Source organism: Clostridium sp. KNHs205 (assembly GCF_000702945.1).
In the GTDB taxonomy this organism is placed as follows: domain Bacteria; phylum Bacillota; class Clostridia; order Lachnospirales; family Lachnospiraceae; genus Anaerocolumna.
The window spans coordinates 916,732-940,582 of the sequence record NZ_JNLE01000003.1 but is presented as its reverse complement, the minus strand read 5'-3'; the positions used below and the strand labels follow the sequence as shown (position 1 = coordinate 940,582).

17 protein-coding genes are annotated in these 23,851 nt (G+C 38.3%); 1 reads left to right on the top strand and 16 read right to left on the bottom strand.

The features are described 5' to 3' along the window. Positions 1-23: 23 nt before the first annotated feature. The 13 genes from menD to BR73_RS0104020 all read right to left on the bottom strand — a co-directional run bounded on the left by menD (position 24) and on the right by BR73_RS0104020 (position 18,406). Positions 24-1,799 (bottom strand): 2-succinyl-5-enolpyruvyl-6-hydroxy-3-cyclohexene-1-carboxylic-acid synthase, encoded by a 1,776-nt coding sequence (gene menD, locus BR73_RS0104080; protein ID WP_033164513.1) that lies wholly within the window; start codon positions 1,797-1,799, stop codon positions 24-26. Positions 1,800-1,831: 32 nt separating this feature from the next. Continuing rightward, positions 1,832-3,028, bottom strand: coding sequence for a polysaccharide pyruvyl transferase family protein (locus tag BR73_RS0104075; RefSeq protein WP_033164512.1), 1,197 nt, complete (start codon positions 3,026-3,028; stop codon positions 1,832-1,834). Beyond that, on the bottom strand, positions 2,988-4,166 hold the full coding sequence (locus BR73_RS0104070) for an O-antigen ligase family protein (protein ID WP_156034583.1): 1,179 nt from the start codon (positions 4,164-4,166) through the stop codon (positions 2,988-2,990). The genes BR73_RS0104075 and BR73_RS0104070 overlap by 41 nt, the downstream gene beginning before the upstream one ends. A gap of 144 nt (positions 4,167-4,310) precedes the next feature. Then, complete coding sequence (locus BR73_RS0104065; RefSeq protein WP_051684948.1) at positions 4,311-5,627, bottom strand: glycoside hydrolase family 99-like domain-containing protein; 1,317 nt, start codon at positions 5,625-5,627, stop codon at positions 4,311-4,313. Then, a complete protein-coding gene (locus tag BR73_RS0104060; RefSeq protein ID WP_033164510.1) occupies positions 5,624-7,006 on the bottom strand; it encodes a glycosyltransferase in 1,383 nt (460 codons plus the stop codon). Before BR73_RS0104060 ends, BR73_RS0104065 begins: the two co-directional genes overlap by 4 nt. Before the next feature lie 44 nt (positions 7,007-7,050). Beyond that, positions 7,051-8,187, bottom strand: a complete 1,137-nt coding sequence (locus BR73_RS0104055) for a glycosyltransferase (protein ID WP_197032615.1) — start codon at positions 8,185-8,187, stop codon at positions 7,051-7,053. An 18-nt stretch (positions 8,188-8,205) separates the two neighbouring features. Continuing rightward, the gene (locus tag BR73_RS0104050) at positions 8,206-9,360 is read right to left on the bottom strand and encodes a DUF1972 domain-containing protein (RefSeq protein ID WP_051684946.1); all 1,155 of its coding nucleotides are present in this window, start codon (positions 9,358-9,360) and stop codon (positions 8,206-8,208) included. A gap of 906 nt (positions 9,361-10,266) precedes the next feature. Next, positions 10,267-10,887, bottom strand: a complete 621-nt coding sequence (locus BR73_RS0104045) for a formate/nitrite transporter family protein (RefSeq protein ID WP_033164508.1) — start codon at positions 10,885-10,887, stop codon at positions 10,267-10,269. Positions 10,888-11,634: 747 nt separating this feature from the next. After that, positions 11,635-12,927: an aspartate kinase gene (locus tag BR73_RS0104040; protein WP_033164507.1), complete on the bottom strand. Its 1,293-nt coding sequence runs from the start codon at positions 12,925-12,927 to the stop codon at positions 11,635-11,637. A 32-nt stretch (positions 12,928-12,959) separates the two neighbouring features. Then, positions 12,960-14,165 (bottom strand): cofactor-independent phosphoglycerate mutase, encoded by a 1,206-nt coding sequence (locus BR73_RS0104035; RefSeq protein WP_033164506.1) that lies wholly within the window; start codon positions 14,163-14,165, stop codon positions 12,960-12,962. A 203-nt stretch (positions 14,166-14,368) separates the two neighbouring features. After that, positions 14,369-15,586 carry a homoserine dehydrogenase gene (locus BR73_RS0104030; protein WP_033164505.1) on the bottom strand — a complete coding sequence of 406 codons (1,218 nt, stop codon included), beginning with the start codon at positions 15,584-15,586 and terminating at the stop codon, positions 14,369-14,371. 144 nt (positions 15,587-15,730) lie between these two features. Further along, a complete protein-coding gene (locus BR73_RS0104025) occupies positions 15,731-16,171 on the bottom strand; it encodes an ACT domain-containing protein (RefSeq protein WP_033164504.1) in 441 nt (146 codons plus the stop codon). A gap of 489 nt (positions 16,172-16,660) precedes the next feature. Continuing rightward, positions 16,661-18,406 carry a methyl-accepting chemotaxis protein gene (locus BR73_RS0104020; RefSeq protein WP_033164503.1) on the bottom strand — a complete coding sequence of 582 codons (1,746 nt, stop codon included), beginning with the start codon at positions 18,404-18,406 and terminating at the stop codon, positions 16,661-16,663. Between the two features lie 296 nt (positions 18,407-18,702). Here BR73_RS0104020 and BR73_RS0104015 point away from each other — a divergent pair, with 296 nt between their 5' ends. After that, entirely contained in the window at positions 18,703-19,485 is a 783-nt protein-coding gene (locus BR73_RS0104015; protein ID WP_033164502.1) for a MerR family transcriptional regulator, read from the top strand. Here the strand turns inward: BR73_RS0104015 and BR73_RS0104010 are convergent. From BR73_RS0104010 to prfB, 3 genes are all read right to left on the bottom strand, one after another. Beyond that, a complete protein-coding gene (locus BR73_RS0104010) occupies positions 19,475-21,499 on the bottom strand; it encodes an FAD-dependent oxidoreductase (RefSeq protein ID WP_033164501.1) in 2,025 nt (674 codons plus the stop codon). The genes BR73_RS0104015 and BR73_RS0104010 overlap by 11 nt on opposite strands. A 572-nt stretch (positions 21,500-22,071) precedes the next feature. Continuing rightward, positions 22,072-22,548, bottom strand: a complete 477-nt coding sequence (locus BR73_RS0104005) for a chemotaxis protein CheW (protein WP_033164500.1) — start codon at positions 22,546-22,548, stop codon at positions 22,072-22,074. Between the two features lie 43 nt (positions 22,549-22,591). Then, positions 22,592-23,711, bottom strand: a protein-coding gene (gene prfB, locus BR73_RS0104000) for a peptide chain release factor 2 (RefSeq protein WP_156034582.1) whose coding sequence is annotated in 2 segments (ribosomal slippage) — positions 22,592-23,635 and positions 23,637-23,711 — 1,119 coding nt in all. Because the reading frame shifts where the segments join, the coding sequence is not laid out codon by codon here. Positions 23,712-23,851: the final 140 nt, after the last annotated feature.

The following is a 23,851-nucleotide window of genomic DNA, read 5'->3' as shown; positions in this document are numbered from 1 at the left end:
TACCCCTTTACTATAATTTATTATCACCGCTTCAATATTTTCTTTATTCTACGTTTTATTGGTTCCGGAAGAGAAGCCGCTAATTCATTAACCCCCCTTGTAGTACCGTTTCTGTAACTATTAACAGCTGTGCTTAATTGCTTTACATCCATTTCCTTGTCTGAAAATACCTCTAATATAATTGGCTGCTCCGATACAGATAGGAATATTTTGAGTGCTTTATCATACTCTTCCTTGTTTATCGCTGCCAAATATTTAAAGCCTCTCGCTTCTGCCCACCCTCTTACACTGGTATTATGTTCGGCTGCAACATGTCTGTCTATATTTGGGAATGTTTTTATCTGTTTATAATATTCAGTATGGAATAAAGCGCCGCCTGCATTGTTTGTTACCAGGATGCGGATATTTTTTCCTATATATCTGTTCCATAATGCATTCATATCATAGAAAAAACTCAAATCACCAATAGTCAAAAAGCATAAACATTCTGAAATATACGCCTGGGCCACAAAAGACGACATTGAACCATCAATCCCGCATGTCCCTCTGTTGCAAAATACTTCTATGCTGTTATCTATTGGGAAGCAGCTTGCAATACGAACATTGCTGCTGTTGGATATATGCAGCAAACTGTCTTTGGGCAGATTAGAAAGAAGTCCTTTTACCGCATAAACGCTTGAATATTTAAGCTCCGTCTCATCTGTAATACTGATTTTATTTAAATATTGTGTCATCCAGCAATTAAAATATTGCCTTTCAGTTAATTTATCGTCCACCAATTCATCAAATATTTCAAAAAATTTCTTAGGAGAACATTCAATAATATCTGTCATACATCTAAAGGGGTCAGATATTTCTCCGTCCCTGGAAACATGCCAATGCTGAAAACTTTTGCTCATAGCTAAACACTTTTTTTTGATTGAAGATAGTGAATTACCATGCATGGTAATAACAATGTCCGGGCATACTTCCTTGAAATCTGCCTGCGTTTGAAGAATATTCAGAACAAATGTGTTTAGGCTGCCTGCACAATGCAAATTAGATATATGATCTGTTGCAATTAAACAATTGAATTTTTCACAAAAACTCTCTATTGTTTTTATTTCTTCTTCACTGATTACACCATTTTGACCATAAATGATTAACACTTTTTTTTCTTTTAAAAACCGTGCTTTCTCTTTCCACATACTCAACGGTTCTTCCAAAGTCAGCCGGTTTATTTTAATAACCTCCGGAAGGTTTTCTTCTTCAAATCTGAAGGTTCCCTGTTCTATGGGATAATTATCATCAATGGGAAAATTTATATGCACCGGCCCCCTGTTTCGATGCTCTAATTCCAGCAAGGCTTCATTTACTAACCTGGAACAGTACCAAAAATCTTTCTCATCACGAACAATGGGTAGATTTACTATTTTTTTGCATACATCTTTATACAAATTTAATTGCGGTATGCATTGTTCTTCCTGTTGATTTAAATAATATGGGTGCCTGTCCGATGTTAAGATAACAAGAGGCAGCTGTTGATAAAATGCCTCATTGGCCGCTGATACATAATTAGCGGCAGCTGTCCCGGAGGTACATATAATACATACAGGTCTTTTCAGTTTTTCAATAAGACCCAGAGCAAAAAAGCCCGCGCTTCTTTCATCAACGACAGAATAGCAGTTAAAAAAATCATCTTCTTCAATGGAAAACACTACCGGAATATGTCTTGTTCCTGCCGATATTACGAAATCTCTAATATTATATTTTTTAAGCAGCGCTATTAATATTTGAGCATTTTTATGTACAGAATACATTTCTACCTCCTGCTTTTCTACGGCTATGATTTTTATTTTGAATCGATCTTTAATACCTTCGCTAATAATTTCGTGTATTGTTCCAAGTCTCTTGCGTATATTATTCCTGCTTTCATTACGCCGCTCTTTAACTCATCAATACGATTTAAATAATTGCTGAACTGTTTTAAGGCATCATCAACTGTTATTTCAGCTTTCGCATCAATGTAATATGGATACTCTAAGGTATCATACAAGCCGTTAAACTTACGGCTATACGCAATTGGAATTACCGCTACTCCACTGGATATAGCCCCTATTGTTGAATGCATTCTCGCTCCCGTAAATAAATCCATACCAGAAATATAACTTTTGGCTTCTGATGCTGTCTTGAAATCGTCCGGTAAAATACAGTTTGGATATTGTGTTTTTATTTTTTTGCATATCAAATAATCATCATCTACACCTTCTCCTTTTTCAATTACATGGGGTATCAGGTGTATCTGGATTTTGCTATCCGAAAGAAGCATTTCAATAAGCTTATGAATAAAATCCCGATAGGAAAAAGACAGCTTAAAATAATTGTCATAATTGTATCCGCCATTATAAAGTAAACCTGAGACATTAATTCCTATGTTAAACTTTCCATTGTTTAAGATATTTTCTTTGTAGGGCAAGGCAAATGCAACATCAATAACTCTCTTTGATTTCTTTTCAAGCCCCAGGCTCTTACAGCATTCCATTGAAGCAATATCTCTTACAAATATCGTATCTAACATGTTCAAGATAAATTTCGCTATTATTTTTCCCGGAAAGGTATGAAAGGGTCCAATTGTTTGCGGTGCAAATACCGTTGCCGTATGTTTTCGCTTGCAGATATAAACAGGTAATGATTCGGCAAGTAAACGGATCAATCCATAATTATCCGTATAACCATCACCTCCGCATAAATCAATTACATAGTCCAGATCATCAAACACAGTGATTTTTCGTATTAGAAACGGATTTTTTAGTACTGGCTTAAGCCGGGGATAGGTTCTGTAAGAATACGAATTCTTCGTATACCCGTCTAAATTAGTAAATTCTTTTAGATCAATTGTTTCTTTTGCTTCTGCCAGTATAACTACATACTCCACTTTTACTTTGTTATATTCAAACATTTTGTCCATCAAGGCAATATTGGAAATAGCCAAAGCAGAACAGCCAAGATTATAGTCCCTGATCAAATGAGATATTAACCCTATTTTCATTACTGATCCTTTCCTTATTACATTCATAATTCTTTTTTCTGATTCTTACATATGCAATACCCAGGCTAATTAACAGGCAATACATTCTTGTCAAGTCAGTTTCTTGTACTCCAAACAGACATATATAATAAACAATTAAAGTAACAAACAGAACTTTGGAAAATGAAAATACCTTCTCCTTATTGTTTAACATTCCAGAATTCTTCCAGAAAAACTTCAAAGAACTAATATATGAAATTACCAGGGAAAGTAACCCCACAAGTCCACACTGAAAATAGATGTAAAGATAATGGACTTCTACGGATGTCTTTGTAAACCATGGATTCATTTGAAATGAAAAGGTTGCTCCGACGCCCTTTCCCAGGAGCATCTTCTCACCAACAGTATCTATTACCCATTTATATAAATCATATCTATTACCCATACCTATGGCAGAATTACTTGAGCTTGACTGTAAGCCGAGCACATCCCCCCTTACCGTGTCAACCAGATCAAGAAACAATTCTGTTATTCCAAGTCCGGTTAGATCCAGTATTGATATGATAATAACGATAAACAAGCCTGCCATACAGATGTATTTCATGAAATTCCTGATTCCCATCTGAAGAAGTATAATAAGCTGTATTGCAATAAACATACAGATTGCCAATCGCGATACTGACAAAAACATACTTATGATTGACAGTAGATATGCACTCATACACAGACGTTTTTGTTTCCTTGAGATAATAGTCTTTAACCGGTAAAAAGCAAGAATTGCTGCAATCCCCTGGTAGATACCAAAATTAATAGGATGTCCGAAGGTAACTACGCTGCGCAAGACTCCATAGCGAATGGAATCCGTCCCGTTAAATATCCCCCCCTGCCAAAAATAGGTTTTTGTTAAAGCTTCTATAATCCCAATCACACCCAAAATAATAGCACTTAATAAGAAATTATCGATTATCTTATAAAAGTCTTTTTCGTTTTTAATGATAGAAATCACTATACAGCTAATTGCAAACTGTGCTATAAAATATGCTACACCGGTAAGGATACTGTCCGTTACTAATGCAAATACAGCATATACAATAAGGTTTACCCAAAATGCTCCAATATAAATAAAAGGGTTAATAATTAAACACTTTCTTCTGGTCAATAGATATACCATCACAATCAGCACTACACACACATTTGAATAATTTAGAGGCCCTATATAAAAATTAGTTGGAAGAAATGGAAACAGAAATATCAAGAAATATAATAATTTATCACCTATAGTGCCAGTTTCTTTCATGTTCTCTTACCTCTGGTTTCTTCTATTCTCAATTGCTTCATAAGTGGCTTGAAGATATGCGTACCCAAAATAATCATCCGGCTCCAGATAAGACCCCTCTCCCCATTCGTTCCATGCATTGATAAAAACGAGTTTCTCATCCAATAATGTATTGCTGCAGACTTTATCAACTACATCCTCTAGCCAGCGCTTGTACAATTCGGGAGTAGAGCCATGAAAAATCAACCCCCGATAATTTCTTCTCGCACTGTTATCCCACATAGGCATGACAGCGGGATATACCTTTTTCACTTTATTTTCTTTTAATTCATATATTTTGTTCTCCACCAAATGCTTGTAATCAAAAATATGGCCTCCAAAATCTCTTCGTATAGGCTGCATCTCTCTTGTTATTTCTTTACAGGAGTGCTGGATCTGTTTCGGTTGAAATTCCGTTTCCGCATCAAACCCTGCTGCTATCCAATTAATAGTTACATCGCGCTCCTGCACAGCAATTATGTAAAGGTCTGTTCCCAGGAATGTTTTTGCCTTCTCTCTCCAGACTTCCATTACTTTTTGAGGTTCAGGGATTAAAGATGGCCTGTACACTGAAATCACAGGTTTTCCATTTATCCTGTAGTACCTGTTATCCTTGAAATCCTTTAAAACAGAATCTATAAATAATTCATAGTTTTCTTTTGTTTCTGTGATTTTTACCAGAACCCCCTCATCTGTACCATTAAATCTCTTTGTCCAGTTCTCATTTGCCCAGCAATAACAGAACTGTATATTTAAATCCCTGTTCTCCAAAAACATATTAAGGGGTCTTTCAAGCAGTCGCTCGCCATCAAACCAATAGTAATAAAAACAAAACATAGTAATACCATAATTTTTTGCCAAATCAATCTGCCGCCTGAAGACTTCTTTTAATCTCAGGTCATAATAACCTAATTCTCCCGGCTTTCTCGGCTGATAATGACCTATAAACTGAGGCATTGCCTGGTTGACATTGTTCCATTCAGTTGTACCTTTCCCCCACCATTGATCATTCTGGTCATTAGGATGGTACTGTGTGAGATAATAGGCAGCCAAATGTATATCTGTGTTATTCTCATTATGATTAATGAAGGCTCTATAATCCTTTGATTTTATACCATGCTGTTCTAATACATATTTTGAATAGTCATGATTCAAATCTCTGTTATATGTAATGTCTACACTGTCATTTGCATCTTGAATTTCTTCTTTTCGAATAATTCGCTCATATCTTTTTTGACTAATCTTAGTCTTGAGTCTTTGTGGAATAGGAAGTCTCCAATAAATTTTTTTCACAAGATTATTCATATATTACCTTCCTGTTTATACAACTCTATCATTCTTAATGTATGCTTGCTCATGTCCTGTATTTCTATATTCTGTAATGTATACTTGCTCATTTGGTTTATAATTTCCGGCTTGTCTATAATTTCCAATACAGCACTTTTCATAGACTCAATATCCGGTGAGACTATGTCCCCGTTCATCTTTGGTACAATCAAATCCTTCGCACCAACATTCTCTGTTACAATTACAGGTATACCATAACTTAATGCTTCTAAAGCAGTAAATCCGAAGGTTTCATTCCATAAACTCGGTACAAGTAATACATCAAATTTTTCCATTACATTTTCGAGTTCAGAATAGTCATAAACAGGATGCTTTATTAAATAAGTGGCTTCGTCCATACATTCTGCAAAAATATGTAATTGAAAGCTGTTATTTCTATTAGCCGAAAGCTCATCGAATACTTGCTTTATAAAATAATACCCCTTATGTTGGGTAATAGGACCCAAATATCCGAATCTGACCGGCATCTGACAATTCCTGAGTTTTCTAAAGTCCTTTATTGCAGCGTGTGATATGTTTAAGACCTTCGCCGAATTCCTAATATTGCAATATCTATTATATATCTTACTGGTATTACTGCTATTACAGTGAATGATATTAAAGCTTTCTATCATATCGGTATAATACCTGCGAAGTTCCCGGTAGGCTTTACTAAGGCTCTTTTTTATATCATCAGGATAGAAATCCTCTGCTTCTGATCCATAATCCTCTTTGTACAATTTCTTATTATGCATCCTTCTCATGTTTTTCATGATTGGTGTGTCCTTTAAATACCGGTATGCTGTAGATTGCATGAATTTTATCTTCCTTAGTGATAAAGCCGTTTTATTGCATGCAATGCAGGATTCACAGCCGTTATCATCTAAACATGGGCTCCCTTGCTTTTCAAGGCTCCATCTGGGACATATCCCAAAATAGTCATGTGTAGTAAAAACCGTTTTAATATTCAGTCGAACACACACATCTAACACTTCCTTCGGAAGTCCCATTAATGTATGCACATGAAGGATATCTACTTTATTTGCAATAAAAAATCTTTCAAAGTTATCAATCACCTTAGGCTGCATAAATGCTTCAAATTCATTTATTCCATTTAAAAGTGGTACAGGTAGAGGATTAACAATTTCAAAACTTTCTATTCTTATTTTATCGTCTAGAGGGTACTGGGGTTTATTGATTATTTTGACTTTATCCGAGTAATCCGTTATCCTGCCAGGCCATAACAAACCTACCCAATTCTTAAGCTTTGCTTCTTCAGCCATTAAATCCATACAGTACTTTATCATTCCGCCGGTTCGAAAAGGCGGGAATCCTAAAGCATAATGTAATATATTCATAAACAAAGCCTCCTTATACAACCAGGTAACCTAAGATTTACTTTTTATCCCATCAATCCTTCATAGATGTTTTTCATTTGCATATTTGAAACGGTACAATCGAATTTACGTGCCATTTCAATACAATCAGGAATAAAGCTCTCCCTGACTTCTTTATTGGTAAGTCTATCTATACCTTTTGCAAACTCATTTACCGAATATGGATTTGCTAAAAATCCTGTTATTCCATCTTTGGCATAATCAATAATACCATGCACCGATGATGCGACTAATGGTAAACCACTCGCCAGCATCTCAATTCCTGCTAAACCAAGGCCTTCACGTGTTGATGATATAACTCCAATATCAGCACATTGACAAATTTCCGGTATATCTTTTCGTAAACCTAATAATAGTAATTTAACCTTCTGTTCGTCTGCAATTTCTTTTAACTGCTCTGTCGTCGCCTCGTCAGTCATTGCATTCCCGCATATTACAAAAACCGCATTAGGTAATTTGAGCTTACCTAGTGCTTTAATCACCACCTGATGATTTTTTCTGTTAGAAAGTTCACCTATAGACAATATCATTAAGTCGTTGATACCTACACCTATTTTTTTGCGATAGGCTTCTTTATTAACATTACAATTTATAAAACGCTCTGTATTAACGCCTACGCCATTAATATACTTTACATTTTTGCAGTGCATCTTTTTTGCATTGCCGTAGTCCTCCTGGTTAATGGTAATTATCATATCCGTAAAATAGGACATGATATTTTCAACACTATGGAAAATCAACCATGATTTTTTGCCTGATTCTTTATGAAAATAAAAACCATGTGTGGTGTAAATAACTTTCGTTCCTCTTTTCCTGTTTTTTCTTACCGCAATTCTGACTATAGCACCAGCAATCGGTGTGTGACAATGAACAAGCGTATAGCTATGTTCTTTTACTAGTTTATGTATCTGCTGGTAGGACTGGCAGGACTGTCTGGAAAATGGTTTGTTTGATGAAAAATCAATTTGATGGAATATTACATTATTATCTTTAAAATACTCTTCGATTCCATCTGCTCCCGGATGTTTTCTATTTGCAGCACAATGTACTTCAAATCCTTTCTCTTGCAGTATTTTTATATCATTATCCAAAAAACTTCTTACAAAACCAGCTAATGCAGTTGTTATCAATACCTTCTTCACCACACATCTCCTTCTTTCTTATACGGTGAATTGTTTTCTGTATTCAGAACATATATATTCCCAGCTATACCAATCCTGGATTCTCTGATGAGCCCGCTCTCCAAGGACAGCAACTTCCATTGGTGTCATTTCCTCTGCTTTTTCAATTAATTTCCCTAAGCTTCCTTGTTTTTTATTCCAATACAGTGCCCCATTTTTTCCAACCTCCCGATTAAATCCCACATCTAAAAGCAGGTTTAAATCAGTACTGCTTAAAGCTTCCAACAAACTTGGATTTGTTCCTCCGACTTCATGTCCATGCAAATACCCAAAAGCATTTTCCCGTATCTTCATTAATAACTCTTGATTATACACTGTACCCACAAACTTGATACGAGGATCTTTGTTAAATTCCGTCTTCTTTTTTAAATCTTTCAGAAGCTTACCGCTAACATTTGTTATTAACGCAAAATCTAATTTGGATTTACTGCTCATAAACTCCCGAATCATTATTTCATAGTTATTTTCAGGTACAAATCTCCCTACAACCAAATAATAAGACTTTGCTGACAAGCCTTTGGATTTATACCATTCCTCCAGTTCTATATCGTTATTCCCCAATAGACTTTTTCTGGTTTCTGCACCATATGCTATAAACACTGTATTAGGATGAAACTTCTTATAGGTTTCCTGTATGTATTTCTCAATGTTCTTACTGTCACAAATCAGCAGATCTGCATACCGAACCATCAGTTGCTCCGACAGCTTCCAATACTTGCGGACAGGAGCACTCCATTTAGCTCTCATCCATTCATGACCGTCCGGATTCACAAAGACTTTTCCTCCTAACCCATGAATCTCCTTCTGAAAATATTTGATAAACGGCCCGATTCTGCAAGCCAATATATATACTATAGCATTGGAGATATTGTTTGCTTTTATATAAGAACAACATTGCCTTAATGCAGCAACATCATAATAAATAGCCTGAGCAGGCCCAATACTCGGAACCCTTACATTGAAACAACGAGCATTATGATATGTAAACTCACCTCCCTTAGTACCTTTACAAGCTACATGATATTTAATATCAGGATTATTTTGGTGATGTTCTGTTAATTTATCTACAAAGGTTTCATAACCGCCATAGGTACCTGGAATTCCCTTCGAGCCAACAATAAAAATGTTTTTCATTCTTATATCTCCAATCAATACAACTTAATTAACACATAACGCTGACAGTTTCAGTCTTAAGCTCAATCTCCTCTATGCCCTTGCCTCACACTGCTCAAACTAATTTAATATAAAGAATATTCCTGCAAATAATTTGAAGTAGCTGCTCCCTTGGTTTATAACATATATGAACCTAACCAGAACTGCCAAGAACCTTATCCGGTCTTTTAATTTCCAAGCATATAATTCGAGGTAAAAAATAAGGATATAGCAGTATAATGCAGACTTGCATTAACTACATATATCCAGTTTGATTCAGCCTCTTTCATATCGTTCAGCTGCCTTTTCTGATGATGTTCCTTAGACATTCCCTATGCTTACGTATGTTATAAAATTTCATGTTCTTTCCTATTCTCATACAAATAATAACTCTTAAACAGCCTCTGACACGTTATTAAGGCACCATTATAAGTATAAGTATTAACATAAGTAACAAAGGAATATTAAACGCTGCTGTTAGAAGGTTGTCCTGCATCATTGCTGTTAAATACATTTTTTACCACTGGTTATATGGTAAAATCATTATACTTTTAATTTACAAATATTGTCAATAGTATATTAACAAATGTCTTTAACTTCTCCATTCCATACATTGGAACCCATATATTCCCTATTCATCTATACATAAATAACAATAGCTAGAATTGAACAGATTTTCTGTCTCATAACTTTCTTTTCTTTAATTATGTCATCCAGCTCTCAACGAACTCTTTATTTCCAATTTATTCTTTCAAATTCTGACGTTGTTAAAGGAAAGTGATTTTATTTATTCAGAAGAAGAAACGCAAAAGATATTATTATCTAAAATAGAAGAATTTGAGAACGAGTTAAAAGAAAGGAAGAGGGAGGCATAAGCCTCCCTCTTCCTTAATGATGTTCCTCGCCGCTTGTAACCTTTGTCACTAACGGAAGAATACATCCGCCGACCAGATTACCAAGGGCTATCACATTTATGTATAACAAGGCCTTACCTCCCCAAACATTTGCAAAGGAAAAGTAAAACATATCTGCAATACTATGTTCATAACCTGAAAGTATAAACACCATAATCGGCAGTATTAAAGCCAGGTATTTACCAACTCCGTCTTTTATATTTAGAAAGCCCAGTACAGCTATGCACATAAGTAAACCGCACATGATTGCCATAATAAAGGTACTGAACAGGTTGTCCGCAAGTTTTCCAGCGACTACTTCGCTTGCATGCTCTAAGTACTGTGACTGTTTTGTTGCTCTTAATATGTATCCGGTTCCTACTGTACCTACTGCATTACCAAGGTAAACGATAAGTACTGTACCAAGAAACTTTAGGGGTTTGTTAAGGATCATACAGACCTTACCGGTGTACAGATCCAATCCGAAGGTGTAAATAGTAAATAAACCTAAGGAGAATAAAAATGCTCCTACCACATGATTTTCCGCCCTTAAATATATCATTCCGCCAACACTGATTGCAACACCAGCCATGACTGCGCGTATAAAGGTTTTCATTTCTGCCTCTTTCCTGTATAAACATTCTGAATTTATTCTGCCTGGCTAAATCCTGTAAATTACCGTTTATTAGACAGACACAATATTATAGCACAACTCAGCTGTAAAAAATATACCTAATAATTAATAAATTTTATTCATAAAAACATGTTTTAATTTGCTATTTAGGTCGATTTTTAATGTAACTTTATACTGATACTCCAAGCGATACTTCAACTGATGCTTCAACTGATACTTCAATTGATACTTCAACTGATACCAAAAGCTTAACGAATTCAATATTTTATCTTTGCAGCAAGTAAAGCAAACAAAATAATTATTTCGAGCTATATAACAATCCTCTAAGCATAAGTAATCGCAATATAATAACCCCCTATACTCAATGAGAGTAATTCCAGTACTGCCCTGATTAGATTTCACTTAAACAGTGTCTGATATTAAGCTGAGTTAAGGCAGCGGAATGAGGCAGATCGGTCCAAGCAGCAGGTATGTTACGCCGATTGGCGCCAACGAAGTATCAGCGTAAATAAGAGATATTGAATAAAGTGAAATCTCTACAAGGCAGTATTAGTATTACGAATAATTAACAACTGGTTATTAGGCTGTAGATACCTCTTTAAGTGTCCTGTTCACAAACGCAGACATAGCGGTATGGTGCCGAGTCAGAGCTTGGGGACTGTGATAGGAAATTCAGGCCAGTCAATAACCAGTTAATCAACATTCGTAGTACTACTTATGGTCAGCTTTTTAAAGCTGTTTCATCCGTTTCTCAATAAGCCGCTCGTGTACAGCTCTTACTGCCTTCAGCGTATCCTTTTCATCAACCAGTACTGTTATTCGAAGTTCAGAGGCATAGATCATATGAGTATCTATACCGGCTTCATGCAATGCTTCAAACATATTAACAGCTATTGAGGTATTTGACATCATTCCTGCACCTACTGCTGATACCTTGGCTATATTATCTTCCGCGATAATTTCAATGGGTGAGAAGCTTTCTTTGCTGTAGCGGTTAAGAACTTCAACGGTTTCGCTTAAGCGGTCTCTTGGTACGGTAAAACTGATATCCGTTGTGCTGTCACGGCTGGGAGACATAAGAACAGAATCGGCACCAATATGCTGTTCTGATAATTTCTGAAAGATATGGTATATTTCTTTTGTGGTCTCCTTAATGCCTGTCAGTTGAATCCGGGCTGTATTCTTGTCTGCGGTTACCCCACTTACAAGCATTTCCTCCATGGTGGTAGCCTCCAGGCTCTGGGTTGCCCTGATAGCCCCATCCTCTAACTGAAACAAAGCAGTTTTCTTTCCGGTATTGTCACACACCCTGGTACCTTCTAAATTTTCAAAGCTAGATTTTACCACCAGCTCAACCCCAAACCGTTTAGCCATCTCCACAGAACGGTTATGGAGAACTCCTGCACCTAAGGATGCAAGTTCTAACATCTCTTCATAAGATATCTCTTTTAATTTAACTGCAGATGGAACCATTCTGGGATCAGCTGTGTATACACCATCTACATCTGTATAGATTTCACATACATCAGCTTTTAGTACAGCTGCCAGAGCAACTGCCGTGGTATCAGAACCACCGCGTCCCAAGGTGGTATAGTCTCCTGCCTCATTAATACCCTGAAAGCCGGCAACGATTACAGCCTTTCTTTCAGAAATGGCTTCCTCCATTCTGGCCGTATCAATTCGTTGGATTCGTGCATTTCCATAGACTTTGGAAGTATAGATTCCTGCCTGAAAGGCATGAAAAGAAATGGCCGGAACTCCCATTGATTCGAGAGCCATGGCCATTAATGCTACTGATATCTGTTCTCCTGTGGTGAGCAGCATATCGATTTCTCTTTTTGGTGCATTGGGATTTATCTCTTCTGCTTGTGTTAAAAGTACGTCGGTTTGTTTCCCCATTGCGGAGAGTACTACCACTACGTCATTGCCTTTCTTGTATTCTTCGGCACATATTCCGGCCACATGCAGCATCCGCTCTTTATCGGCTACCGATGTCCCTCCGAACTTTTTAACAATAAGCATAATATGCCTCCTTATATATTCACAAAAGGCTGTTATTGCTCCTGAAATAACTTTAAAATTGTCTCATATCCATTTTCCACCTTGTTGCCGCTGGCAAAAGCAGCTTCTTCGGTGTATTCCCAGGAGCTTTCAAGCTTTTTGGTACTGTCATAGAGCATATAGGGAACAGGGTTTCCGGTATGAGTGCGTAAACGGATTGGTGTTGGATGATCAGGCATAATTAACATTCTGTAAGCTACCCCTAATTGCTCCAACTGTTCTTTTACAATCCCTATTACCCTCTTATCTAAATACTCTATCGCTTTTATTTTATTCACAGTACTGCCCTGATGACCCATCTCATCGGGTGCTTCTACATGAATATATACAAAATCCTGATTATTTTCTGTCAGCTCCTTCACAGCAGCCATTGCTTTCCCTTCATAATTGGTATGAAGAGTACCATCAGCACCTTCCACCTCTACTACTTTCATTTCAGCACCTACGGCAATACCCTTTAATAAGTCTACTGCTGATATCATAGAACCTTTTTTTCCGAACTTCTTCTCAAAAGAATCTAATCTTGGCCTGGTACCCGCTCCCCAGAACCAGATAGAGTTTGCTTTGTGCAAGCCCTGCTTCGCTCTCGCAACATTTAGGGGATGGTTATTTAAGATATCAAAGCTTTTTTTCATCATTTCCTTTAAAGCTTCTTCTTTGGGCAGGTAATCACCTATTACCTTTCCCAGAATATCATGGGGAGGGGTTAAGTCTACCACCTCGCCTTTATCCCAGATGGTCAGATGTCTGTAACTGGTTCCCACATAATACTTGTAGGTATCTGTTTCCAGGGCTTCTTTCACTGCCGCTATTAAAACAGCTGCATCTTCTGTAGAAATTTCACTGGAACTATGATCTATTATGGTTCTGTCTTCATAGGCAACCGCTTCTTCTGAGACCGTTACTATGTTGCAGCGAAGAGCCACATCTGTCAGATTCATATCTACACCGATACTTAATGCTTCCAGGGGTGAACGTCCTGTGTAATATTCTCTTGGATTATAACCAAGAACAGAAAGATTAGCAGTATCACTGCCGGGACTCATTCCCTGTGGAACTGTCTGGGATACGCCAATCTCTGAAATTTTAGCCAGTTCATCCATAACCGGGGTATGAGCATAAGCAAGAGGTGTCTTACCACCAAGTTCCTGCAAAGGCTCATCAGCCATTCCGTCTCCAAGCACAATTATATATTTCATATAAGCTCCCGTCTGTGTGCTTTAGCACACCTTTAAATCAGACTGTTGAAAAATATGGACTCTTTTCAACTTAGCTCCCGTCTGTGTTCCTGCGCACACCTATAAAATCAAGATACTGAAAAAATTTGATTTATTTACCTTATTATCCTGTATAATTTAACAACTTATCAATTAGCACCTTGAAAAATAGTCAATAATTTCCTTTAAAACATTACTCTGATACGGCTTGCCGGTTTACCCAGTCTTTCTGCCTTCTGTTCATAAGCAGCTTCACTTAAAGCTGGTGTAAGGAATGCATATTCCTTCTCCCTGCCAGCAAGCTTAATCACTTCTACTGCTCCGAACTCTTCTTCTATTTTAACTTTGGTCTCATCGTCAATATCCGTTACCCTAACAAAAAATCGATGCTCTACATCTTTTACATCAGTTAACCGAAGCTTCTTGCTGCTCCAGAAGGTCATAATATTAGTTCCGATATGTTTTGCAGCATCTACCACGTCAGCCACTACTGCACTTGCAGTGGGAAGTTTACCGGCACCGCTGCCATAAAACATTACATCTCCGATTACATTTCCTCTTACGAATATCCCGTTAAATACTCCATTTACACTGAATAAAGGATGGGAAGGTTTTATAAGCATAGGTGCTACCATTGCATAAACCTGGTCATCCACTTTTTTGCTGGTAGCCAAAAGCTTGATACTAGCCCCCATCTCATTGGCATATAGTACATCGATATCTGAAATCCCTGAGATACCTTCCGTATAAATATCTTCGAAATCCACCTGCATACCAAAAGCCAGTGAAGATAATATAGCAATCTTACGGCAGGCATCATAACCCTCTACATCTGCCTGAGGATTGCGTTCTGCATAACCCATATCCTGCGCTTCTTTTAAAGCAGTCTTAAAATCTGCATTCTCTGTGCTCATTTTAGAAAGAATATAGTTGGTAGTACCGTTTAAGATACCAGTTATTTCTTCAATTTCATCTGCGGTAAGGGATTGATTTAAAGGTCTTATAATGGGGATACCGCCGCCGACACTTGCCTCAAAGAGGAAGTTTACCTGTTGCTCCTTAGACAATGCCAAAAGCTCTGCACCATGTTTAGCCACCAGTTCTTTATTAGAGGTACATACACTCTTACCCTTAAGTATGGCATTTCTCACAAAAGTATAAGCCGGTTCCACGCCGCCCATTACTTCCACTATTATTTTAACTTCAGGATCATTTAAAATAACATTGTAGTCATGTACGATCAGTTTCTCAATGGGTTCACCTTTGAAATCCTTTAAATCCAATATATATTTGACATTGATATCATGCCCGGAGCGCTTGCTGATGCTCTCTCCGTTCAGATTCAACACCTCAAGCACACCAGAACCAACTGTGCCGTAGCCCAAAACTGCTATATTTACCATGTATAACTCCTTTCTGTCATTCCTTCCCTTTTAATCCGTCAGAATTTATATAGTATGTCATTGCTCCCTATCATCCATGCACCCGGAATGTGCCTAAAATCTGCTGGCACTTGGTGCAATGAATTTCCAAACACACCAGGCATTTTATTCTCTGGCCAGAATCTTTGTATAATGTATTCCCTCCAAAGCCTCTATGGCTTCAAATATAACGGTTGTATCTTCAAATTGTCCGGGAATTTCAATGCTTAAAGTCAGGGATGCAATTCCGTTAACCGGAATACTCTGGTGTATCGTAAGTATATTTACCCCATTTTTTGATACGCAGTTCAGAACGCTGGACAAAATGCCCGGCTTATCATCTATCTGTAGCATAAATGTAATAGTTTTTCCTCTTGCATTTTCATGAAAGGGAAAGATATCATCTTTATATTTATAAAAGGAACTTCTGCTGATGCCAACAATATCCGCTGCTTCCTGTACTGTAAAGACCTTCTCCGAATCCAGAAGCCTTTTTGCTTCTACTACTTTCAGAAGAACCTCCGGAACTGCCTTTTTTTTAACGATGAAGTATTTTCCTTCATCCATATGGATGCTCCCCCTGTACTGAATTTATTTTTTACTTTCCACGTATTTAGAAAGTATTTCAAAGACTGTTAAACTTTAATACATCTTTAAGGAAATGTATCTGCACCACAACCTGTATGTATAGCAAATACAACTGTCTTTCACAGAAAGATATTTTACCATGTTTCGGTGCTGTTTGCAACAGCTTTTGAATAAATAATCATTCTTAAGACAAAATATGCGTTTTCTGCTGATTCAAGCCTACTTTTTTAATCAATTTGCATAAGACGCCGGAGAACTGAGAAAAAAGGTCGATACAAAAGGAGGGAGGGGACGGAAAAAGCCCTCTGGCTTTCCTGTAACACACCGTTAAAAGGATTATCACTACATATACAGTAAGCGTACAAATTTGTACACCCTTTGCAAGCATAACCGCAAGATGCCTTTAATCGGTGCGTAGGAAAGCCGGGGGCTTCTTCCTTTAAAGAAATATGTTGAGTTTATGTAATATTAAATCTTCTGGAACTTTACTACTGCATTGCTTAAATTGTCAACCGAACGGGTACTTTCTATTAATGTTGATTGGAATACATCAATGTCTCTGGATAACTCCGTACTGTTCTCTGCCACCGTCTGAACATTATTGGAACTTTCACTGATAATTTGGGACACACCTTCTATGGAATTCACAATATTTATCATACTGGTTTCCAATTGGTTTGCTGTATTTTGGAATTCCTTCATAATCCGGTCTATGGATTTGGCATCCCGGTTATATTCTTCCCCTGTTTTGACCATTTGGGTATAATCCTTCATAACATCTGATTCTACAAATTCCAGCATACGGTCTGAGTCCGCCGCCAGCTCTCTTACGGCTTCTATAACATACCCGCTGATCTTCTGAATCTGATTGGCCGTTTCACTTGACCGGGCAGCCAGATGACCGATCTCTCCGGCAACTACGGCAAAACCTTTCCCCTGTTCTCCTGCCCTGGCAGCTTCAATGGAGGCATTCAGAGCCAGGAGGTTTGTCTGGGAGGTTATATCCAGAATAGTATTGGTAAGCAGGTTTATCTGCTCTACTTCTCTGGATCTTTCAATGGTAGCCTTTACTTTTTCCCCGATTTCCTCCAGTACATTTCTGGTGGTTTCCCTTGCTTCTCCGGAAGTAACCTGGAGCTTCTCCGCTCTTGCACTGATTTCATCCGCAAGCTCTACACCTTCCCCGGCTTTTCCGGTCATATCTTTTAGCAAGCCATTGACATCCGCAGCCGTAACATTGACCTCTTCAATATTAGCGGCGGTTTCCTCCATTCCGGCAGACATCTCCTCCATTGCCGCTGAATTATCCGCCGCACTGTCGATTACCTTTTTGATACCATCTTCAAAGACCGTAAAGTTATTATTAAGGCTGCCTGATACCACCTGTATATTCCCGATTATCTCTTGTAAAACTGCCAAGAATCCATTTATTCCCTGTGCCAGCTCTCCAATTTCATCTCTGGTGTTTATTTGTATCCGGCTGGTAAGATCTCCTCTGTCTTCTTCTATTCCCCTGGTTATTGCTTCCAGCTCCTTTTTGGTTCGAAGAACAGGCTTAACCACTCCTCTTTGCATAAACAGCCAGATCAGCAAAATAATGACCAGTGTAACGGCAAAGCAGGCTGCTGCCGTATATAACGCCGCCGTTTCGTTTGTATCCAGTCTTTCCTTCAGTACCTGTGTCTGGGCTTTATTATAATCATTGATTCCCCGGAGCTTCTCATATATGTTTATGGTTATCGGTTCCATCTCCGATAGGAACATGGCATATGCTTGCTGCCCCTGCCCCCCATCGGTTAGCTTAATTCCCTCTGCCAGCTTGCCATAGTATGCATCGTATTCTTCCAACATACTGTCTATAGCAGCTTCCTGTTCCGTACCCTTCATACCTTCCTGCATTTGCACAATAGCTTCCCTGGCCTTACTCTGGCAGGAGTCGATTATGGTACGGTACTGCTCTCTTGTCTCTGCACTGCCAGTCAGATAATACTTGGCTGCCAAGCCGTCCATGGACAATATAAACGTATAGGCATCAGTAAAGTATATCATATTCTCTACATTTTCATCGGCAATGGATTCTGCTGTCTCCTGTGCTTCTTTTAAGTGGAGCAGATTAAACGCCTGGGACAATATTGTAATAACTAACATCATTACAATGGATGCCAGCAACTTTTGAGATATTTTTAGATTCTTCAATATACGGTTTCTTTTCAAGATTTTTTCCCCCTGTATCTTGTTTTTCCAAATGATTTTATTGGAAAATTCGGTTATCTATTGTACTCATCCTCATCTGGATTTTTACTGGTACTAAATTCCTGTATCTCTTTTATTTGACATTTACTGACTAAAACAGATTACTATATAACAACGGCGTTTCCGCACCTTGACATATCTTGTCTCATTTTGTATATTGGATTAATATAAAGGGTGTGAATCAGAAAATAAAGTGTATTTATTCACTTTCAATGAAGCAGCTTCGCAGCAGACCTGCGAAATGCACGAGGTAATTTATGAGATATAAAATTAATGACGTCAAACGTATTTTAAATATTAAAGAAGAAACCCTGCGTTACTTTGACAAGAAAAATATTATAAAAACCACCCGGGATCAAAAGAATAATTACCGGTATTTTAAAGCGGAAGATATTAATAAGATATTTGCTTACAAAATGTACCGTTCCCTCTTATTTTCTTTAAATGATTCCAATGAACTGGTATCCGGCAAGCCTCTTCCTCTCCTGGAGAGAAAACTCAGCGAGCAGATAGAGGTTATTGAGAAAGAACAGAAATATCTTAATCAGGTCAAACTTCATATTTCAATTTTGTCTGAAAAGCTGAAAAAGTGGAACTCTTTCACAGGCGGCTTTGAAATCACCGAATCCGAGGAATGTTATTATCATCCTAATCAAACGGATACCTGTTTTATACAGGAGGCGGATGTATTTGAGAATACTTACCTGTGCCTTGATTATCTTCCTTCTATCTGGCCATGTTTTTACTATAACTATTCTGCAGCTTCTCCGGAATTCAGCTTTGGGTATGGTCTTTATACAAACCATACCCCGCCTATTAACGGCCTGATACACCTGCCTCCCGTTAAATGTCTTTATACTATGATTTCCCTGGAAGATAACCTGCTGCCCTCTATACCTGATATATTAGAACAAGCAGATACCTACTGTTGTCAAAATAATCACAAACTCAAGGGTATCCTCTATGGCAGTATTCTTCATGAAATGAAGGAAAACGGGCTTAATTCTCGTCTATTCGAGCTCTATCTGCCTATTGATTGAGCAGATCAATTGATTTACCCAGGGCATTTCCGGTTGCGGCTGCACCGGCAAGTCTTCCGGAGTTATAAGCCCAGCCCTGTGCGGCGCCTTCAATGGTATGAGCATAGTGATCGGAATAAAGACCACCGGTGTCCGCTCCCGCTGCATAAAGATTGGGAATGGAGGTATAGCCGTTTTCCGGATCATTTTTTACCACTTCGAAACCGGAGTTGATGCGGATTCCACCTACTGTACAAAGATTATTAACACTTACTTTAAATGCATAGTAGGGACCTTCGCTCATCTGGTACATATGTTTTCCGTCTTTACCGTAAAGGGTATCCACCCCTGCCTGGGCATCTTTATTATAACGCTCCATGGTTTTTGTCAGGTTTGTAGGATCCATACCGAGTTTCCCCGCAAGTTCTTCAATTGTATCGGCTTTTACCACATATCCGCCGTCTACCATCTTGCCTACTATCTCTGTCAGTTTACTCCAGCCATGGTCCATGGGAGTAATTTCCGGCATAGGACCCATGGCTATCTTGTCTCTCATACCTGCTGCTCTGGCTCCCTTTTCCTCCAGTGTCTTTAGCAGCTTCTCATTGTACAGAAAATAAGCATGATCTCCCTGAGAGATAACAGAATTGCTGGACAGTGCTCTGTCATATACGATATCTTCATTCGCAAAACGTACTCCCTGTGCATTCACCCAGGGAATTATGGGAACATATGCTACGGAGCTTGTGGCCTGGTACAATTCCATAAACTCATAGTCGCCCTCAATATTTCCATTTCCCTCTACTTTAAAGGTATGAGCAACCATAGCAGAAAGACCTCTGGCAGCAGCACCTGCATCCATCGCCATATTGATACCGTCACCTACATTGGAGTTATAACCAGCGGCATTTACACTGACACCATTTAATGCTTCCTTCACCATTTCACTGTTTCCTACAAAACCGCCGGATGCTATTATTACTGATTTGGCGGTTATACGTAATACGGATCCGTCTTTCGCAGCAGCGGTTACACCTGTAACTTTTCCATCCTCTACAATCAGGCTTTCCGCAGGGGTTTCGTAATAGACTTCTGCTTTATTAGCCTCAACGATCTTTTGAAGCATTGCTCCAAGCTGTTCTGAGGTTTTGGTATAATCATCATATTTATGATATCCGTTGGTGCCTTCCTCATGGCTTTGCTGTACGGCAGTTTCCGTTTTATGAAATACCACGCCGTGGTCTTCCAGCCAATCAGCAGTTGTTAAAGATAAATCCAGGAATTGCTTCACTAACGTTGCATCTGCCAGCCAGTCCATCTCCTCCATCCACTTTTGAAAGATGAGGTTGGTATCTATGGGTTCATCCCCTAATGCTCTTGCCTTTCTGCTGTCAGCGGCAAAAAAACCTCCACCATTTGCAGTTGTACCTCCAGCTATGGCTGTTTTCTCAAGTACAATTACCTTTGCCCCATTTTCCGCAGAGGTTACTGCTGCGGCTACTCCTGCACCACCAGCACCGATTACTACTACATCTGCTGCCAATTCTACGGTTTTACCTTCATTCTCCTTCACAACATCGGACTTAAGAGCCTCCATATTGCCTCCGGCTTGGCTGAGCGCCGCTTCTACCGCTTCCAGAAAAGCATCGGAAGTTACAGTAGCTCCACTTACGCCATCCACTCCAAGGGATTGGTTATTTACAACCTCACCAGTAAGGCTCTCAATTGCTTTATCTCCAAGTCCTTCTGTTTCGGATGATTCTACAGTCTTTATGCTTTCAATACTGTTTTCAGTAACAGTAACTTCAACTTTGATAATTCCGTTTTTACCTTTCGCTTCACCGGTATAAGTGCCGGCCTTAAAGCTTAAAGACTCGGTATTTACCGCTCCCTTTCCTTCCTCTTCCTCTTCCTCACTTGCTTCTTCTGTTGCTTTGGGATCTGTTTTCTTTTCTTCCTGACTCTTTTTATCCTGGCAGCCTGTCAGCGAAAATACCAGAATAAGAGAAAGCAGCACTGCTAAAACTTTTTTCATTATAATGACTCCTCCTTTTCTTTATGAGGACAGTCTATACCCTGTAGCAACTATAGAGTCAAGAAGTTTGTGTATTTTTTAACAATATTCTTATTCTTCTCTTTTTTTATGCTTCTCTTTTTTATACTTCTTCATTTCCATACTTTTTCATTTTTATTCTTTTCTTGTTCTGTTCTTCATTTACCTTCTTAAGATTCATTACGAGAGTATCTAAAGTTTTAGTTGATTTAAACGTGTTAAAGATAATTTTTATACGATTTCAGAAAAAATGCACAAAACAGAAAGAACGAATGCGCCTATGGAAAGGGATTAGAAGTCCTTTTCTCTGAATATTTTGTGCTATAATCTAAAACAGATTGTTTGAGCGTTAGCGAGTTATCTGTTTTAGATTATGTCCAGCACAAAATATTCAGAGAATTAGGGCTTCTTATCCCTTGGAATGAAGCATGAGTCTTTCTGTTTTGTGCATTTTTACGTCCGTATGACAACAAAACCAAAAAGAAGAGCTGAAGGATTTATAAAAATCCATCAGCTCTTCTTACAATATAGAACACCTGTACCAGGCTGTCATTTTACTGTTCTTCTAATATACTCTCAATCTTCTCCTGCTCCTTTGAGGATAATATTCCATCATGATTCAGAAGAATAATCATCCTTCCACCAATGTTAGCTACATTTTGAATATAGGTGGTATTAATACCTCTAACAATAGACGGAGTCTCACTGATGTTCTCAGGGGCTATTTCTATGATTTCTTTCACACCATCCACTTCGAAAGCCATGAGAATTCCATTTGATTTAGTAATTATCAATCTTGTATCTTCACTGACCGGTTTGTCGGACAAGCCGAATTTTCTTCTCAGTGAAAAGACAGGGATAACATCTCCCCTTAAATTCATGATGCCATGGATAAAACTTGGAGCATTGGGAACGGGTATTAAATCGGTAAATTTCTCTATTGCATTTACTACCATAATATCCAGACCGAATTCTTCATTATCCAACGTAAAAATAACCTGCTTTGTCTGTATGGACTGCTTAAGTATCATATAAGGTACCCCCTTTTCATCTGTATGGACGATATACTTATTGTTATTCGTTCGTCTGACCTATACTGTTCCATTTTAAATATGCATTTATGAAAGGATCCAGATTGCCATCTAGAACTGTTGCGGCATTTCCGATTTCCATATTGGTGCGATGATCTTTTACCAGTGTGTAGGGTTGCATAACATAAGATCTTATCTGGCTTCCCCATCCGATTTCTTTCATCTCACCACGAATTCCGGATTCCTTCTCTTGGTTTTCCTGCTGCTTCAGAATATAAAGCTTAGCCTTTAACATCTGCATAGCCTTGTCTTTATTCTGGAATTGTGATCTTTCATTCTGACATTGTACTACTATGCCTGTCGGCAAGTGTGTAATACGTATAGCGGAAGAGGTTTTATTAACATGCTGTCCTCCCGCACCACTGGAGCGGTAAGTATCAATTCTTAAATCCCCTTCATCGATTTCAATTCCTGTATCTTCTTCGATATCCGGCATTACATCACAGGAAACAAAGGAAGTCTGGCGCTTTCCTGCAGCATTAAAAGGTGATATCCGCACAAGCCTGTGCACTCCTCTTTCTGATTTCAGATGGCCATAGGCATTAAGTCCGTTTATCTGAAGAGTAACAGATTTAATACCAGCTTCTTCACCATCCAGGTAATCAAGAACCTGGGTAGAATAACCCTTTTTATCAGCCCATTTCTGATACATACGAAAAAGCATGCTAGCCCAATCACAGCTTTCTGTTCCTCCCGCACCTGCATGGAGGGTCAAAATAGCATTGTACTTATCATATTCTCCTGAGAGCAGAGTATTTAGCCTCATCTCGTCCAAATCATCTGTAAATTTGGTAAGTGCCTCTTGTATCTCACCTGCTAAAGAAGCGTCATCTTCTTCATAGGCCATTTCTAACAAGGTTTCGATATCTTCAAATTCTCTTTTCAGACTATTGTACTCTTCTACAACATCCTTAAGATTCTTAAGCTCTTTTACATATCCCTGGGCTTTATCAGCAGAGTCCCAAAATCCGGACTCCTCCATGATATGCTCAATCATATCTATTCGCTCCAGCTTGTTAGCCAGGTCAAAGTGAATCCCCCACTTCAATCAATGGCTGTCTGTAAGTGTTCAGCGTATATTTAATCTGATCTAATTCAACCATTGTATCACCTCTTTCTTTTTTTTATTCTTATTATGTCTAAGCGTATCCTCAGACCTTTATCGTTGTAAACTGAATTTAAGTCTTCCTGCCAAAGTACATATAGCTTACTATATACTATTAAATACTTTGGCAGGTCTATA

Coding starts and splice junctions, on each gene's coding strand:
- menD (WP_033164513.1), bottom strand. CDS start 1,799: ATGTATTCTGTACATAAAAATGCTCAAATATTAATAGCGCTGCTTAAA.
- BR73_RS0104075 (WP_033164512.1), bottom strand. CDS start 3,028: ATGAAAATAGGGTTAATATCTCATTTGATCAGGGACTATAATCTTGGC.
- BR73_RS0104065 (WP_051684948.1), bottom strand. CDS start 5,627: ATGAATAATCTTGTGAAAAAAATTTATTGGAGACTTCCTATTCCACAA.
- BR73_RS0104060 (WP_033164510.1), bottom strand. CDS start 7,006: ATGAATATATTACATTATGCTTTAGGATTCCCGCCTTTTCGAACCGGC.
- BR73_RS0104050 (WP_051684946.1), bottom strand. CDS start 9,360: ATGAAAAACATTTTTATTGTTGGCTCGAAGGGAATTCCAGGTACCTAT.
- BR73_RS0104045 (WP_033164508.1), bottom strand. CDS start 10,887: ATGAAAACCTTTATACGCGCAGTCATGGCTGGTGTTGCAATCAGTGTT.
- BR73_RS0104040 (WP_033164507.1), bottom strand. CDS start 12,927: ATGCTTATTGTTAAAAAGTTCGGAGGGACATCGGTAGCCGATAAAGAG.
- BR73_RS0104035 (WP_033164506.1), bottom strand. CDS start 14,165: ATGAAATATATAATTGTGCTTGGAGACGGAATGGCTGATGAGCCTTTG.
- BR73_RS0104030 (WP_033164505.1), bottom strand. CDS start 15,586: ATGGTAAATATAGCAGTTTTGGGCTACGGCACAGTTGGTTCTGGTGTG.
- BR73_RS0104025 (WP_033164504.1), bottom strand. CDS start 16,171: ATGGATGAAGGAAAATACTTCATCGTTAAAAAAAAGGCAGTTCCGGAG.
- BR73_RS0104015 (WP_033164502.1), top strand. CDS start 18,703: ATGAGATATAAAATTAATGACGTCAAACGTATTTTAAATATTAAAGAA.
- BR73_RS0104010 (WP_033164501.1), bottom strand. CDS start 21,499: ATGAAAAAAGTTTTAGCAGTGCTGCTTTCTCTTATTCTGGTATTTTCG.
- BR73_RS0104005 (WP_033164500.1), bottom strand. CDS start 22,548: ATGATACTTAAGCAGTCCATACAGACAAAGCAGGTTATTTTTACGTTG.